The sequence below is a fragment of the Streptomyces sp. MK7 genome (genome assembly GCF_032658145.1).
GTDB classification, from domain to species: domain Bacteria; phylum Actinomycetota; class Actinomycetes; order Streptomycetales; family Streptomycetaceae; genus Streptomyces; species Streptomyces spiralis.
In genome coordinates, this window is record NZ_JAVACL010000001.1 from 92,238 (window position 1) to 107,026 (window position 14,789).

A 14,789-nucleotide genomic window follows, 5' to 3' on the forward strand; every position below is an offset into this window, starting at 1 on the left:
TTGGCCAACGGAATTGATCCCAGTACGTCGATGGCGGCGCTGTTCGGCGCGCGGGTGCGCAGGCTCCGTACGGCGGCCGGACTCACCCAGGCCCAACTCGGGGCCCGAACACACGTCGTGAGCACACGGATCACCCAGATCGAGCGGGCGTCCGGCGCGAAGCCCACGCTGGAGCTGGCCCGTGCGCTGGACATGGCCCTCGGCGCGGACAACCTGTTGGTCGAGTTGTGGCCGTACGTGTACCGGGAGGCGTTTCCGGACTGGTCGCGGAAGTTCATGGAGTACTCGGAGCGGGCGGTGGCCGTCCGTGAGTACGCAGCTCATGTGGTGCCTGGCTTGTTGCAGACGGAGGACTACGCGCGATCGGTCCTGAGAGTCGGTCGAACGCTCGGCAGCAAGGAGCAGTTGGAGGAGCGGGTCGCCCTTCGCATGGGACGGCAGGAACGCCTGTGCGCTCCCGGTCGGCCCGAGCTGTGGGTAGTCCTCGACGAGGCGGTGCTCAGTCGTCCGGTCGGCGGCCAAGCAGTGATGCGTGAGCAGTTGGCGCGGCTGCTCGGGACGGCGGCGGAGCATCACGTCACCGTGCAAGTTCTGCCGTTCGACCAAGGCGAGCACGATGCCATGGGCGGTTCGCTCACCGTGCTCACGATGCCGGACGGCTCGGAGACCGCCTATACGGAAGGCGCTCACTACGGCCAACTCATCGAGGATCCGGACGAGGTCAGGAGGGCGGCAACTGCGTGGAGGTGGCCGACGGGTTCCGAGCCGTCGTCCCCGTCCGTGACAGCAAGGTCCCGCACGGTCCGGCCCTGTGCTTCGAAGCCGCTTCCTGGTCCGCCTTCATAGGCGAGTTGAAGGCCGGGGGCCACCGTCCCTGAGGTCGCCGGGTCTCGGCCACCATCCGTCTTCCGGGCTCACCGGACCCCTGTCCGCGAGGGTCCGGCGGGCCACTGACCTCCTCAAAGAACCGGGGTAAAGAACTACCCGCCCACCCACCCACCCTGCCGGAAAGCCCACGTCACCCGTCCGGGTGACCGGCTTGCGGGTGTGGGACACGGACGGTGACGTTCGCCGCGACAACCGCAAACAGATACGGCCCCCGGCCGGGAGTGGCATCCCGATCGAGGGCCTGACCGATCAGGAAGAAGACACCTTCCCGATGGCTGACCCGCAGTCTAACGCGCCCCTGCGCGCCGACGGCGGAGCTCCGAAAGCTCCGGCCTCCGGCGTGATTCACGTTCGTACCCGCCTCGCGGCCAACTTCACCGTGATCTCCAACGCCCTCGTCCAGCGACGCGGCAGCGCGGTCACGATCGGCGTCGCGGCGTACATCTCCTCCCTGCCCGACGGCTCCCCCGTGAGCATCGCCGCCCTGTGCGAGCACTTCACCGAGGGCGAGATCCTCAGCTCGCGAGCGCTCAGGGAACTCGAAGCCGCCGGGTACCTGGAGCGCCGACGCGAGCGGACGGCCACCGGGCAGGTCCGTACCCGCACGTACTTCTACGACATCCCCGGCGGGGACGTCGATCCGGACCCGGATCCGAACGGGCCTCCCAAGCCCCCAAAGCCGGGCCGACTCCGCAAGCGGCCCGCCGCCGCGACGACGCACATGCCGGCGTCCGTGCCCCCGCAGGAAGTGGCGCCTGTGTCCTCACAGACCGAGGCGGAGACCCCGGCCTCGCTCACCGACGCCGACCCGCAGGCCGTGGCCGTACTCACCTCTCTGCGCCGGGTCGATCCACGCCTGATCCTCTCCGAACGGGAGGCCGCACGACTCGCACCGGCCGTCTCCCAGTGGCTCGCGGCCGGCGTCGAAGCGCCCGAGATCACCGAGTTCCTCACCGCACGGCTCCCCGACCGCTTCCGCGCCCGCCCGGCAGGCATCCTCGCCTTCCGCCTGCGTGAGACGCCTCTGCCCGCCCCGCCACCGGCGGCGCCCCGTACGGACCGCCCGGCTGCCCTGCCCTTCCAGAACTGCGACGGCTGCGACCGGGCATTCCGCGCCCCGGAACCCGGACGCTGCCGGGAGTGCCGCTCCGGAAATCGTCTCCGTGCGGCCTGCTGAGCCTGTGGCCGGGTCCGTGACGCGATCCACCTGGCCGTCGAGAAGGACGGTCCGACGGTCCGGCGGCCCACGCAGTACGACACGACCGTATCGAGCACACCTGGCCATGACGGAGGGCGGCCCGGTGGCGGAACCACCGGCGGGCTTCAGGCCGTTCCGCCCATCCAGCCTGCCGCGTCCAGCCGGAACGCCCCAGGGGCCACCACGGTGCTCAGGTCGTCCTCGATGGCGCTGAGGCGGTCCTCGCCCAGTTGGGCGGCCCACTCGGCGCGCAGGCGGTCGAAGATCGCGGCCGAGCGGGCCAGGACGTCGAAACCGCGCGCGGTCAGGCGCACCACCTTGCGGCGGGCGTCGGCGGGGTCGTCGGCGCGCTGGGCGTAACCGAGGGCGACCAGGCGATCGACGGTCTTGCCCGCCGCCTGCTTGGAGATGCCGAGGCGTCGGGCGATGTCGCTGGCGGCGCTGCCCTCCGGGCCGATCGCCTGGAGGGCGAACCCGTACGCCGGGCGCACCTGCGGGTGTCCCTGCTCGGCGAGTTCGGTGTGCAGCGCGTCGATGAGTGTCCTGAAGCCCGCGAACAGCAGCAGCGGCAGCTCGTAGCCGGCTCTCGGCCGGTCGGCGTCGCCGCCGTGCGCTTCCGCGCCCTTCCCCGGAAAGGCAACCTGGTTTACCATCTCATCGTCAACCATGTTGACCATCTTAGGAGGTGTCATGTTCGCCGCACACACCATGGAGAGCGCCCCACAGGCGTCGCGACCGGCGATGCGGTCCGTCGCCGACGGCTTCGGCGGGGCACTGCCGGACGCCGTGGCCCGGCTGGCCGCGTCACCCGAGCTGCTCAACGGATTCCTGTCGCTGAGCGCGAGTTTCGAGCGCTGCACCCTGGACCCGCTCTCCAGGGAGGTCGTCATCATGACGGTCGCCGTCCGCAACCAGTGCCACATCTGCATCAACCTGCACACCGGCAGGCTCCGCAAGCTCGGCGCGGACCCCGGGCTCGTCGCCGCCCTGCGCGAGGAGCGCGCCCCGGCCGACGAACGGCTCGCCGCGATCCGTACGTTCGCCCTCGACGTCCTGACCACCGCCGGCGCCGTGGACGACGACGGAGTCAAGGCCCTCCTGGCCCACGGATACACCGAGCGCAACGCCCTGGAAGTCGTCCTCGGCATCGGCACGTACACGATGTCGACCTTCGCCAACCGCCTCGTCCGGGCGGCGTGAGGTCCGGGGCCGGACTGCCGGAGGGCCGGGCTCTCAGAGGGTCAGGCTGACCGCCGCGCCGATGCCTCCCAGGACGAGGGCGAGGGTCGCTTCGGGCCAGCCGCCCGAGCCCCAGCGGAAGAACCGGTCGACGGCCAGCCGGCCCGGGCCGATGGCGGCGACGGCCAGGGCGACCACGGCGATGCAGACGTTGTACTCGACTCCTTGCTCCGAGGCCCACAGGCCCTTCGCGCCGGTGACCGTCACCATGGCGTTGATCATCACGCCGATGAGAGCGGCGGCGGCCAGCGGGGTGAGCAGCCCCAGGGCCAGGCCCAGGCCGCCGAGGAACTCGGAGGCGCCGCCGATCACCGCGAAGACCCGTCCGGGGCGGTAACCGAGACTCTCGAAGAACCGGCCGGTCGCCGTCAGGCCCTGGCCACCGAAGAGACCGAACAGTTTCTGGGCGCCGTGCCCGGCCATCAGCAGCCCGAAGGTCAGCCTGAGGAGCAGAAGTCCGCAGTCGGCCGCGGACGCGAGGGGGACGGCGGCGGCGCGCGCGGCCGTTTCCGTCGGGCGCGCGGGACGGGCCAGGATGCGCTTGGTGACCATTGAATGCTCCGGATAAGTCCGGATACCCCGGATGCTTCCGATCCTTTCGCAGTCGTCACCGTCGTGCATCTGGGACGCGACACGAAGGGCCGGCTCGGGGAGATTTCTCCCGAGCCGGCCCTTCGGACATCGAAAAGCGCGCGAATCAGAACGAGACGGTCGCGCCGACCTGGTGGTACTGACCGAGGGTGCCCATCGCGGTGCCGAGGGCTCCGGCCGTGGCGGCCTGGGCCTGGCCCAGGACGTCCGAGTCGCTGATGGCCGTGGGGCCGGCGACGACACCGGCGTGCGGGCTCAGGCCGCCCAGGCCGCCGGAGACGTCGTCGAGCTCGGCGTCGGAGATCTCGGTGGTCTGGATCTGGGGAGCGGAGTTCATGTGGGAACTTCCCTTCGCATGGGTGTGGCACGAGGGGGCGGTCCCGCTGGGGACTGCGAGCCGCCGCGACCGCAGGCGTGCGGCATCCGATTCCGGACACCTCGGCTCCACCGGCGGTGCAACGGATCAAACCACGGAGCGCGCCGCGCATCTAATCAACGACCGCTCCCTCCAGGGCCGTTGAACGCTCCGGTTACGCATCTGTGTGCGCGCCGCCACGAAGAGGGAGCAGCTTCTCTACATGCTCCACGACATGGTCGACGAATCCTGAAGTGACAGGTGTTGCCAGAGTGGTTCCGAACGGGACACTCCGCGCCAATGCCGCACCACCCGGCGGCCTTCGGTACCCCCGCGCCACCTCCCGTGCCGCCGTTGCGCAATCGCCGTGAAGATTCGCGGCAGCCGGGCCCCGGCGGGCCGCCACCCAGCGAACACCGCCGGGCACAGAAACGGGAACTTTCATGATTTTACGGACAAAAGCCATCCCATTCGCGTCCTGCACCGTATCCAGTACAAGACCCGCTCAAGGAGGAGCGGACAGGAGAGGAAGCACGCTATGGCGATCTTCAAGGATCTCTTCCCGGCCAAGAGCCACGGTCACGGGGGCAGTGGCCACGGAGACCACGGCGACCACGGCGACCACGGCGACCACGGACACGGATCCGGACACGGCGACTCCTCGAGGAGGGGACGTCGGCACGGTTCGCGTCACAACGACTACTGATAAATGAGGTTCACCACCACCACTGACAAAGGGCCGAAACGGCCGAGCGGACCGGCGCACGAGGGAGCCGGTCCGCTCCGTCGGCATGCCCGGCGACATCCCGGACGCCGGCTGCCGCACGGACGGCGGCTGCTCCACGGACGGCGGCTGCTCCACGGACGGCAGCTGCTGCGCGGTCTGCTGTCGGTCGGCGCGGACACGGACGCCGTGGTCGCGGCGGCCCCGCCGCTGTCCGTGCGCGAGGTGTTCCGCAGGTTCTGGCCGTACACGCGCGGCCGGCGGGGGCGACTGCTGCCGCTCGCGCTGTTCAGCGTGCTCGGACCGCTCGTCGACGGCGGGGAGCTGTGGCTGTTCAAGGTGGTGGTGGACGAGGTCCTCGTCCCGAGGGACCTGTCGCCGTTCCTGTGGATCGCCCCCGCCTATCTGGGGCTCATCGTCGTCTCCGGGATCCTGGGGTTCGCCGACGACGTGCTGTCGGCGTACGTCAGCGAGAGCTTCCTGCTGGACTTGCGCTCCGATGTCTTCCGGCACGTCCAGGGGCTGTCGCTGGGGTTCTTCGAACGGCGGCGGCTCGGGGACCTGCTGTCCCGGGTCACCGGTGACGTGGACGCCGTGGAGACGTTCCTGCTGTCCGGTGTGGCCGACGTGCTGTACTACGTCATCCAGCTGGGCGTCTTCCTCGGTCTGCTCTTCTACCTGAGCTGGGACCTCACCCTCCTCGCCCTCGTCATCGTGCCGCTGTTCTGGGGCGCCGCCCGGCACTTCTCCCGGCTGGTCAAGGAGGCGTCCCGGGAGCGCAGGCGCCGCAGCGGTTCGCTCACCGCGGTCGCCGAGGAGTCGCTGGGCAACGTGGCACTGGTACAGGCGTACAACCGGCAGGCCTGGGAGGGCCACCGCTTCGAGCGCGAGAACCTGGGCAAGTTCCACGCCGCGATGGCCTCGGCGCGGATCCGCGCCGTCTACCGGCCGCTCGTCGAGCTCATCGAGGTGTGCGGCGCCCTCGCCGTCATCGGGCTGGGCACCTGGAAGCTGGCCCAGGGGCAGCTCACACTGGGCGGCCTGCTGGTCTTCCTGGCGCTGATCAGCAAGCTCTACGGCCCCGTCCGCGACCTCTCCCGGCTCGGCACCACCTTCTACTCCGCCTCCGCCTCCGCCGAGCGGATCGCCGAACTGCTCGACCAACGTCCCCAGGTCACCCAGGCCCCCGACGCCCGGCGGATCCGGCGGGCGCGCGGCGAGATCGAGTTCGACGCGGTCTCCTTCCGCTACCCCGGCACCACCCGCCCGGCGCTGTCCGACGTCTCCTTCCACGTCTCCCCCGGCGAGACCCTGGCACTGGTCGGCGCCAGCGGGGCCGGCAAGTCCACCGTCGCCAAGCTGCAACTGCGCTTCTACGACCCCGACCTGGGCGCCGTCCGCCTCGACGGGACCGATCTGCGCCGCCTCGACCTGACCGACGTACGCGAGAGCGTCGCGGTCGTCCTCCAGGAGACGCTCGTCCTGCACGGCACGGTCCGGGAGAACATCGCCTACGGCCGGCCCGACGCCACCGAGGCCGAGATCGTGGCGGCGGCGCGCGCCGCCGACGCCGACGGCTTCGTCCGGCTGCTGCCGGACGGGTACGACACCGTGGTCGGCCAGCGCGGGCGGACGCTGTCCGGCGGGCAGCGCCAGCGCCTGGCGATCGCCCGCGCGATGATCAGGGACGCGCCCGTACTGCTCCTGGACGAGCCCACCACCGGACTCGACGCCCAGTCCGGCCACCGGATCATGGACCCGCTGCGCCGCCTCATGGCCGGCCGTACGACCGTCGTCATCTCGCACAACCTGCTCACCGTCCGCGACGCCACCCGCGTGGTGGTCCTCGACCACGGTCGGGTCGTCGAGTCCGGCACCCACGACGAGCTGTTCCTGCGCGACGGCGCCTACGCCCGCCTCCACCGGCTGCACGCCACGACCGGCCCGGCAGGCACCACGACCGGCCCGGCAGGCACCACGACCGGCCCGGCAGGCACCACGACCGGCCCGGCAGGCACCGCGGCCGGCCCGGCAGGCACCGCGGCCGGCCCCGAGGGGAACGGACCGGGGAGGGTGCGGCCGTGACCGAGACCCAGGTGCGTGCTTCGGCCGGCCCAGCCCCGCCGCTGCCGGCGGGCACCCGGCCGGTCCCCGGATACCTGTACCTCGGGCACCTCACGCGCACCGGATGGCTGGACCTGTACGACTCCTGGAGCGAGGAACGCGACTGCCGGTGCGTCATCAAGGTGGTGCGCCCGGACCGCCACGGCGAGGCGGACCTGACCGAACGGCTGCTGCGCGAGGGGCAGTGGCTGCGCGACTTCACCCACCCGCACCTGGTCCGCGCCTACGAGGTCTTCGTGTCGCCCGAGCCGCTCGTCGTCCTGGAGACGCTGAGCGGGGAGACCCTGTCCCACCTCGTCCACCGGCTGAAGCGGCGCCCGGCCGCCACCGACCTGGCCGTGCTCGGGGCGCAGCTGTGCTCCGCGGCCCACTATCTGCACGGCCGGGGCCTGCTGCACCTGGACCTCAAGCCGTCCAACGTCGTAGTGGAACGCGGCCACGTCAAGGTGCTCGACCTCAGCCTGGCCCGCCCGCCGGGCCTGGCCCCGCCGGGGATCGGCACCTTCGCCTATCTCGCCCCGGAGCAGGCCCGCGGCGAGCCGCTCACCGCCGCGACCGACGTGTGGGGCATCGGCGTCACGCTGTACGAGGTGGCCTGCGGAAGCCTCCCCTTCACCGCGCCCGGCGACCACTGCCCGAGCTCGTACGGCTATGACTACGGGGACGAGCGATACCCGCAGCTGGAGGAGACCGCCCCGCCGATCGGGACACGGCGGCGGCTGCCGCGCGAGCTCGCCGCGCTCATCGACGGCTGTCTGCGGGCGGACGGGCGGGCGCGGCCCACGGTCCCGGACCTGGCGACGGCGCTGCGTGCGCTGCTTCCCGCCCCCGAGACGCACGGGTGAAAAGACCTCGGCAGGGATGGGAGAACCCCGGCACGGGCGAGAGGACCTCAGGAGCTCAGGTCTCCGCGCCCGTGGCGAAGTGGGTGGTGGCCAGCACGGTTCCGTCGGGTGCCGTCAGCCGGGCGCCGGAGAGCCCCGCGCGGTCGGCACCGGCCGGGGTGGGGGCTCCCCACGAGCCCTGGCCCTTGTGGAGGCTGAAGCTGCCGACCCGGACGCTGCTGCCGTCCTTGTGCACCAGCAGGCAGGAGACCCGGCCGCTGTAGGGGGTGCCCGCCCCGGCGAGGTCGACGGTCATGAAGATCCAGCCGGGGGTGCCCGCGTGGGCGTAGACCTCGCCGGCCGGCTTTCCGGCCTGGGCCTGGGCGGACATCAGCCCGCCCCACAGCATGCCGGTGTCCTGGTTCGCGGTGGTCGGAGCGGGGCCGGACATGGTGTTCTCGATGGCCGTGCCGACCGACCAGCCGCCGAACCCGACGGCCAGGACGCCCACGGTGGCGACGGCGGCGACCCCCGGCCGTATGCGCCGGGCGAACCGGCCCGGACGGCGCCGGCCGGGCACCCCGGCGAGCGTGCGGCCCTCGTGTGCCGCCGCGCTCACCGCCGCCTCCTGCGTCAGCACCTGTGCTGCCCGGGTCTCGAACCCGACCGGCGGCTCGCTGCCCGGCAGCAGCCCGATCAGCCGGTCGCCGACCTGGGTCAGCTGCCGGATGTGCTCACGGCAGTCCGCGCACCGCTCAAGATGCGCGACGGCGCCGGCCCGCTCGCGGCCGGGCAGCACACCGAGAGCGAGCTCGGCGCCGATCTCGCGCAGCTTGTCGCACATCACGTCATTGGGCATGGTCGTCGCCTCGGCACTCGGACGCGAGCGTGGTCCGCAGCTTGCCCATGGCCGCCCGGACCCGGGTCTTGGCCGTGCCCAGCGGGATGTGCTCCCGGTCGGCGATCTGCTGGGCGGTCATGCCGTAGATGCCTGCCATCACCAGCGCCCGGCCCTGCTCGCGTGGCAGTTCCGCCACGGCCGCCCGGAGCCGGGTCGACGCCTCGTCGGCCAGGGCGTGCTGCTCTGGGGTCTCACTGACGACGCCCAGGATGGCGTCCAGGTCCTCGGGCGGCACCGGCTCCGATCTCCGTGACCGGACGGCGTCGATGGCGAGGTTGTGGGCGATGGTGGTCAGCCAGGTCGTCACCGACCCGCGCCGCGAGTCGTAGATCTGCGCATGACGCCACGCCCGCTCGAACGTCTGCTGGGCGATGTCCTCGGCGAGTTGCGGGTCTCCGGTGACGGCGATCGCGACACCGAAGACGCGATGCTGGAACCTCCTCACGAAACTGACCGCGAGCTCCGGGTCACCGAGGGCCAGCCCGGACAGCAGAGCCTCGTCCGGGAGACGGCCCACAGTGAACCGGAATCTCGACATATCCCTATATACGGGCCGGAAGCGCCTCGGGATTTCCCGGCTGATACGGAATCCCATATTCCGATTCTCCTCCGGGCCCGCTCGCCCGCATGTTCTCCTCCGGGCCCGTCCGCACGGATGCCGGGCCGGCCGGCGACCCGGTCGGTCAGAGCGCGTCGGCGATGCGGTCGACCTGGTCGGGGTCGAGGCCGTAGCAGTAGAGCATGACCTCGTCGGCGCCCAGATCCCCGTAGGCAGTGACGGCCTCGCGGACGGCGCGCGGGGTGGTGAGCATGCCGGAGACCATGCGGTCGGGCATGCCGGTGAAGGTGTAGTACGCGTGCATGGCGGCCCGAGCGTCCTCGACGACCTGCTCCGGGCCCAGCGCGACGTTCACCTGCGCGACGAGGCGCGGGGCGCCCTCGCGGCCGTGCTCCTTCCACTGGCCGCGCACCGTGTCGAACAGGCCGCCCGCCCAGGACGGCGGCGCGGCCGCGAGGAAGCCGTCGCCCCAGCGGGCCACGCGCCCCAGCGCGACGGGCTTGAAGCCGCCGAAGAGCACCTCGGGGCCGCCGGGACGGAACGCGGCCGGGCCGACGGGGCCCACACCGTCGCCGTACGGTTCACCGGACCACAGACGGCGCAGCACGGGCATCTGTTCGTCCAGGCGGCGGCCCCGGGAGCGGATGTCGACGCCCGCGGCCCAGTGGTCGTCCTCGCGGCCGCCGATGCCGAGCCCGAGGACCAGGCGGCCGCCGGTCATCCGGTCCAGGGTGGCCGTCTGCTTGGCGAGCAGGGCGGGGTCCCGCAGCGGGGCCAGCAGCACCTCGGTCTGGACGCGGATCCGGGACGTGGCTCCGGCGAGGACGGCGAGGGCGACCAGCGGTTCGGGGTTGTCGTAGACGAGCCGGTCGAGCAGGCCGAGGGTGGTGAAGGGGCCGGCCTCGGCGCGCCGGGCCCAGGTGAGCAGGGCGGCGGGGTCGCCGATGGGAAGACCGATTCCGACGTTCATGAAGAGCCTCCGTGGAGAGGAAACGTGCGACAGGGAGAAGGACGGGTCGACAAGGACAGCGGACAGCTGCCGCCCTCTCCTGCGCCTCGCCGCGATGCCCCGGCGAGGCGGGACGCTCCCGCTCTGCGGCGTACTTCCGGGGAGGTCTCTTCGAAGTGCCGCCAGTCTAGGTCGCCTTCGGCCACGGGAGCCAACGGTTTTCTCACTGGTTCCACGTCTCGTCGTACGGGTCGCGCGGTGTCGGGACCGGCTTGGCGGCGGTGATGTACAGGTAGGGAATGGGGCCGTTGTTGACCGGGTCCGTGGTGCGGCGGGGCGTGTAGGTGCCGGTGACCTCCAGCCAGGCGTCCGGGCGCAGGACCGGGGGGATCCTGCCGGTCAGGGCGATCTTCACGGGCTGGGCGTCGGCGGCACAGCAGTTCAGGGCCATGCGTACGAGGTACGGCGTGCCGTCGCCGGCCAGGGCGACGAATCCCGTGATCTTCAGGCGGCGGCCGGACAGGAAGCGGCCGTGGTCGTAGACCGCGCGGTCGGCGTAGTCGACGACGCTCAGGCGCAGGGGGTCGGACGTGGGGAGGTTCTCGTAGCCGTACGGCTTCTGGAGTGCCGTGCCCGTGCGGACGGCACTGTAGGAGCCGAGGGCGGGCGGGGCGAGGAGGACCAGGGCGAAGAGGGGCAGGAGCAGGAGCCAGGAGACACGGGGTTCGCGGTGCACGTGAGCATGACCGTCCCCGCCGTGCTTCGTGCCTCCCCGCCACTCGTACCAGACCGTCGCCGCCGCGGCAGCGATCAGCACCGCGCCCGACAGCAGCAGCAACGGCTGGAGTCCCGCCTTGACATAGCGCAGATACAGGCCGGTGAAACCCGCGTGCAGCAGGACCACGCCGGTGAGGAACAGGACCGCCGCCTGTGCCTGGCGGTTCACAGGAGCACCGCCCCGGTCAGCACCGCGCCCGCGATCGCGAGGGCGAAGGTCGCGGGGGCGAAGCGCAGGGCGAAGCCGCGGCCGAACGTGCCCGCCTGCATCGCGAACAGCTTCAGGTCGATCATCGGCCCGACCACGAGGAACGCCAGCTTGGCCGTGAGCGAGAACTGCGTCAGTGACGCCGCCACGAACGCGTCCGCCTCCGAACAGATGGACAGCAGGACGGCGAGGACGGCCAGCGCCAGGATCCCGACCAGCGGATTCTCCGCCGCCGTGCGCAGCCCGCTCGCCGGGGCCACGGCCTTGAGCGTCGCGGCGGCCATCGCGCCGACGACCAGGAAGCCGCCCGCGTGCACCACGTCGTGCCGGACCGAGCCCCAGAAGGCGGCGCCCTTGGCCCCGCCCTCGAAATGCGGGCGCTCGGGCGGGCGCAGCCAGTCGGCGCGGCCGACGCGCTGCCACAGCCAGCCCATCACGCACGCCACGAGCAGGCTGGCGACGAAACGGGCCGCCACCATCTCCGGGTCGCGGGGGAAGGCGACCGCCGTCGCCGTCAGCACGACCGGGTTGATCGCCGGGGCGGAGAGAAGGAACGCGAGGGCCGCGGCAGGGGTGACGCCCCGGCGTACCAGCGCCCCGGCCACCGGCACGGACGCGCACTCGCAGCCGGGGAGCACCGCGCCCGCCATCCCGGCGACCGGGACCGCCAGAGCGGGCCGCTTCGGCAGGGCGCGGGCGAAGAACGACGGCGGGACGAACACCGCCAGGGCCGCCGACAGCAGCACGCCGAGCACCAGGAACGGCAGGGCCTGGACCACCACGGCCACGAACACCGTCATCCAGCTCTGCATCACCGGCGCCGACAGCGCCCCGCGCAGCGGGCCCTGCGCGACGACCACCACGAGCAGGAGGACGGTCAGCGCGACGGGCGAGGTGAGATGCCAGCCGTCCCGGTCCGGCTCGGCTCGTTCGGCTGATTCGCCCTGTCCGGCCGGGTCGGCGGGGTCGGCTGATTCGCCCTGTCCGGCGGGGTCGGCGGGGTCGGCCTGCTCGGCTGCGGCGGTGCTGATGCTGGCCACGGGTGCGGTACCTCCGGCGGGCTGCGCGCGTCGCCGTCACTGGCGTCGTGACCGGCGTCCCCTTCAGTACGCGCCCCGTGGCGCGCGCGTTCACCGGACAGGCACGGGCCGTCGGTGGAACCACCCGTCCCGGTGAGGCAGTCTGTCCCCTCGTGGGGAGCGTTCCGAATCAGGGTGGTGCGCCGGGCGACGCGGGCGGCGCGCACATGGTGGTCTGCGGTGACGACGGCCTGGCGCACCGGCTGGCCGCCGAGCTGCGCGGGGTGTACGGGGAGCAGGTGACGCTGGTCGTGCCGCCCTCCGGGCGCTCGGTACGGCCGCCGGTGGTGGGCCGCGTCCGCGCGGCCTCGGCGCTGCTGGACCGTGTGGTGAGCGCGGCCGTGAGCCGGGCCGGCGGCAACGGGGGCGGCGGTGGCAATGGCTACCGTGACAGTGAGGGCGGTCAGACGGGCCAGGGCGGTCAAACGCTCGCCGCCGACCGGGTGTTGGAGGCCACCGAGCTGACCGAGGCCGTGCTCGCGGAGGCGGGGGTGGACCGGGCGACCGCGATGGCGCTGGTGTACGACGACGACGAGACCAACATCCGTGCCGCGCTGACCGCGCGCCGGCTCAACCCGCGGCTGCGGCTCGTGCTGCGCCTGTACAACCGCCGGTTGGGGCAGCACATCGAGGAACTCCTCGACCAGGCCGCCGCGTTGGCGACCGGGGACGACGACACCTGGCTGGGCGCCGACGCCTCCACGACCGTGCTCTCCGACGCCGACACGGCCGCGCCCGCGCTCGCCGCCAGTGCCGCCCTCGGAACCACCAAGGTGGTGCAGACGGACGGGTTGATGCTGCGCGCGGTGGAGCGGCAGCCGCCCGCACCGGGGCAGGTCGCCGACCCCGGGCTGTGCACGCTCGCGCTGCTGTCGGCGACCAGCGGTGATCCGGCCGGCGCGGACGGGTCCGAGGGCAGCGGCGACCAGCGGCCCCACCTGCTGCCGGACGAGACGGCCGTACGCGAGGCCACCGGCCGCGGGACCGTGGTGCTGGAGCAGGTGTCGTACGCCACCGGCCGGGGTGCCGCGCGGCGCGGGGTGGGGGTCGGGGCCGTTCCCCCGCTGACCTCACTGTTCTCACGGCAGCTGCGCTGGTCGCTGGCGGGGCTGGTGGGGTGCGTGTTCGCGCTCGCGGTGGCGCTGTGGCTGGTGACCGGCGTCCATCCGCTCGGTGCCCTCTATCTGACGCTGCTGGACCTGTTCGCGATCGACGATCCCGCGATCGGGGCGCCGACCGGACGGCAGGTGCTGCAACTGCTGTCCGGGCTGGTCGGGTTGCTGTTGCTGCCGGTGCTGCTGGCGGCGGTGCTGGAGGCGCTGGGTACGTTCCGGTCGGCGTCCGCGCTGCGCAAACCGCCGCGCGGGCTCGGCGGGCACGTGGTGCTGCTGGGGCTGGGCAAGATCGGCACCCGGGTGCTGACACGACTGCGGGAACTGGGCATTCCGGTGGTGTGCGTGGAGTCCGACCCCGAGGCGCGGGGGCTTGCCACGGCGCGGCGGCTGCGGGTGCCGGTGGTGCTCGGGGACGTCACGCAGGAGGGCGTGCTGGAGTCCGCGAAGATCCACCGCGCCACCGCGCTGCTCGCGGTGACCAGCGCGGACACCACGAACCTGGAGGCCGTGCTGTACGCCCGGTCGGTGCGGCCCGATCTGCGGGTGGTGCTGCGGCTGTACGACGACGACTTCGCGACCGCGGTGTACCGCACCCTGCGGGCCGCGCACCCGCACGCGCAGACGCGGAGCCGGAGCGTGTCGCACCTGGCGGCGCCCGCGTTCGCCGGGGCGATGTTCGGGCGGCAGATCCTGGGGGCGATCCCGGTGGAGCGGCGGGTGCTGCTGTTCGCGTCGGTGGACGTCGACGGGCATCCCCAACTGGAGGGCAGGACGGTCGCGGAGGCCTTCCGGGCCGGGTACTGGCGGGTGCTGGCGCTGGACACGGACGCCTCGGCGAGCGCGAGTGCGGGTGCGGCGCCGGGGGCGGGGGCGGCGGCGCAGGACCGTCGCGAGCCGGCCGCCCAGGAGGCGGCCGAGGGCGGGGGACGCGCCTCGGGCCTGCTCTGGAACCTGCCCGCCACGTACGTCCTCCGCAAGGAGGACCGTGTGGTGCTCGCCGCGACGCGGCGCGGTCTCGCGGAACTTCTCGGCCGGCGGTCCCGGCAGCGGACGGTGACGTAGGCGGCGGGCGCGGCCCCCTGGGTTTCGCCCCCGCCGCCCCTACCCGTCCCTTCCAAGGGGCGCCGCCCCTTCGACCCCGGCGGGGCTTCGCCCCGGACCCCGTTTCCCACTCGCCCACCCGACTCGGTGAGTTGAGAGGGCACCCCCTGGGGCTCCGCCCCAGACCCCGGCGGGGGCTCCGCCCCCCGCGCCCCCG

15 protein-coding genes and 1 pseudogene are annotated in these 14,789 nt (G+C 72.7%); 8 read left to right on the plus strand and 8 right to left on the minus strand.

Translation table 11 applies throughout. The annotated features are described in order from the left end of the window. Window positions 1–30: 30 nt before the first annotated feature. The 3 genes and pseudogenes from R2S09_RS00375 to R2S09_RS00385 form a co-directional block, all read left to right on the plus strand. Window positions 31–729, plus strand: a pseudogene (locus R2S09_RS00375) (Scr1 family TA system antitoxin-like transcriptional regulator); the annotation flags it as partial. A gap of 17 nt (window positions 730–746) precedes the next feature. After that, window positions 747–878 carry a DUF397 domain-containing protein gene (locus tag R2S09_RS00380; RefSeq protein ID WP_399143902.1) on the plus strand — a complete coding sequence of 44 codons (132 nt, stop codon included), beginning with the start codon at window positions 747–749 and terminating at the stop codon, window positions 876–878. A gap of 281 nt (window positions 879–1,159) precedes the next feature. Then, complete coding sequence (locus R2S09_RS00385; RefSeq protein ID WP_316739096.1) at window positions 1,160–2,065, plus strand: hypothetical protein; 906 nt, start codon at window positions 1,160–1,162, stop codon at window positions 2,063–2,065. Between the two features lie 146 nt (window positions 2,066–2,211). Here R2S09_RS00385 and R2S09_RS00390 read toward each other — a convergent pair whose 3' ends face one another. Then, a complete protein-coding gene (locus R2S09_RS00390; RefSeq protein ID WP_316739098.1) occupies window positions 2,212–2,763 on the minus strand; it encodes a MarR family winged helix-turn-helix transcriptional regulator in 552 nt (183 codons plus the stop codon). Window positions 2,764–2,776: 13 nt separating this feature from the next. Here R2S09_RS00390 and R2S09_RS00395 point away from each other — a divergent pair, with 13 nt between their 5' ends. Continuing rightward, window positions 2,777–3,286, plus strand: a complete 510-nt coding sequence (locus R2S09_RS00395; RefSeq protein ID WP_316739100.1) for a carboxymuconolactone decarboxylase family protein — start codon at window positions 2,777–2,779, stop codon at window positions 3,284–3,286. A gap of 33 nt (window positions 3,287–3,319) precedes the next feature. Here the strand turns inward: R2S09_RS00395 and R2S09_RS00400 are convergent, their stop codons facing one another. Both R2S09_RS00400 and R2S09_RS00405 read right to left on the minus strand, forming a co-directional pair. Beyond that, entirely contained in the window at window positions 3,320–3,877 is a 558-nt protein-coding gene (locus tag R2S09_RS00400; protein WP_316739102.1) for a DoxX family membrane protein, read from the minus strand. Between the two features lie 145 nt (window positions 3,878–4,022). Further along, window positions 4,023–4,253 carry a hypothetical protein gene (locus R2S09_RS00405; RefSeq protein ID WP_306188728.1) on the minus strand — a complete coding sequence of 77 codons (231 nt, stop codon included), beginning with the start codon at window positions 4,251–4,253 and terminating at the stop codon, window positions 4,023–4,025. 556 nt (window positions 4,254–4,809) lie between these two features. Here R2S09_RS00405 and R2S09_RS00410 point away from each other — a divergent pair. The 3 genes from R2S09_RS00410 to R2S09_RS00420 are packed head-to-tail and all read left to right on the plus strand — an operon-like array spanning window position 4,810 to window position 7,964. Next, the gene (locus R2S09_RS00410) at window positions 4,810–4,977 is read left to right on the plus strand and encodes a hypothetical protein (RefSeq protein ID WP_316739104.1); all 168 of its coding nucleotides are present in this window, start codon (window positions 4,810–4,812) and stop codon (window positions 4,975–4,977) included. Between the two features lie 3 nt (window positions 4,978–4,980). Beyond that, the gene (locus tag R2S09_RS00415) at window positions 4,981–7,080 is read left to right on the plus strand and encodes an ABC transporter ATP-binding protein (RefSeq protein WP_316739106.1); all 2,100 of its coding nucleotides are present in this window, start codon (window positions 4,981–4,983) and stop codon (window positions 7,078–7,080) included. Beyond that, complete coding sequence (locus R2S09_RS00420) at window positions 7,077–7,964, plus strand: serine/threonine-protein kinase (RefSeq protein ID WP_316739107.1); 888 nt, start codon at window positions 7,077–7,079, stop codon at window positions 7,962–7,964. Before R2S09_RS00415 ends, R2S09_RS00420 begins: the two co-directional genes overlap by 4 nt. A 55-nt stretch (window positions 7,965–8,019) precedes the next feature. On the opposite strand, the gene R2S09_RS00425 is transcribed toward R2S09_RS00420, so the two are convergent. From R2S09_RS00425 to R2S09_RS00445, 5 genes are all read right to left on the minus strand, one after another. Further along, the gene (locus R2S09_RS00425; protein WP_306188734.1) at window positions 8,020–8,802 is read right to left on the minus strand and encodes a zf-HC2 domain-containing protein; all 783 of its coding nucleotides are present in this window, start codon (window positions 8,800–8,802) and stop codon (window positions 8,020–8,022) included. After that, window positions 8,792–9,382 carry an RNA polymerase sigma factor gene (locus tag R2S09_RS00430; protein WP_030180178.1) on the minus strand — a complete coding sequence of 197 codons (591 nt, stop codon included), beginning with the start codon at window positions 9,380–9,382 and terminating at the stop codon, window positions 8,792–8,794. Before R2S09_RS00430 ends, R2S09_RS00425 begins: the two co-directional genes overlap by 11 nt. 145 nt (window positions 9,383–9,527) lie before the next feature. Then, on the minus strand, window positions 9,528–10,373 hold the full coding sequence (locus R2S09_RS00435) for an LLM class flavin-dependent oxidoreductase (protein WP_316739110.1): 846 nt from the start codon (window positions 10,371–10,373) through the stop codon (window positions 9,528–9,530). A gap of 202 nt (window positions 10,374–10,575) precedes the next feature. Next, a complete protein-coding gene (locus R2S09_RS00440) occupies window positions 10,576–11,298 on the minus strand; it encodes a TIGR03943 family putative permease subunit (RefSeq protein WP_316739112.1) in 723 nt (240 codons plus the stop codon). Continuing rightward, the gene (locus R2S09_RS00445) at window positions 11,295–12,218 is read right to left on the minus strand and encodes a permease (protein WP_399143911.1); all 924 of its coding nucleotides are present in this window, start codon (window positions 12,216–12,218) and stop codon (window positions 11,295–11,297) included. The genes R2S09_RS00440 and R2S09_RS00445 overlap by 4 nt, the downstream gene beginning before the upstream one ends. 365 nt (window positions 12,219–12,583) lie before the next feature. Here R2S09_RS00445 and R2S09_RS00450 point away from each other — a divergent pair, with 365 nt between their 5' ends. Beyond that, complete coding sequence (locus tag R2S09_RS00450; protein WP_316739574.1) at window positions 12,584–14,593, plus strand: NAD-binding protein; 2,010 nt, start codon at window positions 12,584–12,586, stop codon at window positions 14,591–14,593. The last annotated feature ends 196 nt before the right edge of the window (window positions 14,594–14,789 follow it).